Consider the following 1591-nt stretch of genomic DNA (forward strand, 5'->3'; position numbering starts at 1 on the left):
GCACTCAGAAGCTATTTAGGGTTGTATGGTTAAGTGACTAAGCGTATACGGTGGATGCCTTGGCAGTTAGAGGCGATGAAGGACGTGTAAGTCTGCGATAAGCTATGGTGAGTTGACAAAACGCATTTGAGCCATAGATTTCCGAATGGGGAAACCCACACTTTTAGTGTATCTGTATGTGAATACATAGCATGCAGAGGCGAACGAGGGGAACTGAAACATCTAAGTACCCTTAGGAAAAGAAATCAATTGAGATTCCCTTAGTAGCGGCGAGCGAACGGGGAGCAGCCGATAAGCAAAGTATTAGTGGAATCTTCTGGAAAGTTGAGCGATACAGGGTGATAGCCCCGTACATGAAGATGCTTTGTTTACATATTAAGTAGGTCGGGACACGTGTTATCCTGACTGAAGATGGGGGGACCATCCTCCAAGGCTAAATACTCCTAACTGACCGATAGTGAACCAGTACCGTGAGGGAAAGGCGAAAAGAACCCCTGTGAGGGGAGTGAAATAGAACCTGAAACCGTATACGTACAAGCAGTGGGAGCCTTTAGGGGTGACTGCGTACCTTTTGTATAATGGGTCAGCGACTTATATTTAGTAGCAAGGTTAACCGTTTAGGGGAGCCGTAGCGAAAGCGAGTGTTAACTGCGCGTTTAGTTGCTAGGTATAGACCCGAAACCCGGTGATCTAGCCATGGGCAGGTTGAAGGTTGAGTAACATCAACTGGAGGACCGAACTCACTAACGTTGAAAAGTTAGGAGATGACCTGTGGCTGGGGGTGAAAGGCCAATCAAACCGGGAGATAGCTGGTTCTCCCCGAAATCTATTTAGGTAGAGCCTCGGACGAATTCCATTGGGGGTAGAGCACTGTTAAGGCTAGGGGGTCATCCCGACTTACCAACCCTTTGCAAACTCCGAATACCAATGAGAACTATCCGGGAGACACACGGCGGGTGCTAACGTCCGTCGTGAAGAGGGAAACAACCCAGACCGCCAGCTAAGGTCCCAAAATATTGCTAAGTGGGAAACGATGTGGGAAGGCCCAGACAGCTAGGAGGTTGGCTTAGAAGCAGCCACCCTTTAAAGAAAGCGTAATAGCTCACTAGTCGAGTCGGCCTGCGCGGAAGATGTAACGGGGCTAAGCAATATACCGAAGCTGCGGCAAAGTACTTGTACTTTGGGTAGGGGAGCGTTCTGTAAGCCGCTGAAGCTGGACTGTGAAGTCTGGTGGAGGTATCAGAAGTGCGAATGCTGACATGAGTAACGATAATGGGGGTGAAAAACCCCCACGCCGGAAGACCAAGGTTTCCTGTCCCATGCTAATCAGGGCAGGGTAAGTCGGCCCCTAAGGCGAGGCAGAAATGCGTAGTCGATGGGAAACGGGTTAATATTCCCGTACTTATATAATCAGTGATGGAGGGACGGAGAAGGCTAAACAAGCTTGGCGTTGGTTGTCCAAGTGAAAGTGAGTAGGCTGGAATTTTAGGTAAATCCGGAATTCTAAGGCCGAGACACGAGACGAGCCACCAAGGTGGTGAAGTTGTTGATGCCCTGCTTCCAGGAAAAGCTTCTAAACTTATGATTATGT

General features: G+C 49.0%; 1 rRNA gene (cut by a window edge). It reads left to right on the forward strand.

The annotated features are described in order from the left end of the window. Nucleotides 1–27: 27 nt before the first annotated feature. Nucleotides 28–1591, forward strand: a 23S ribosomal RNA gene (locus tag OIK42_RS20360); it runs 1403 nt beyond the window's last position.

The sequence above is a fragment of the Alteromonas gilva genome, from assembly GCF_028595265.1.
In the GTDB taxonomy this organism is placed as follows: domain Bacteria; phylum Pseudomonadota; class Gammaproteobacteria; order Enterobacterales; family Alteromonadaceae; genus Alteromonas; species Alteromonas gilva.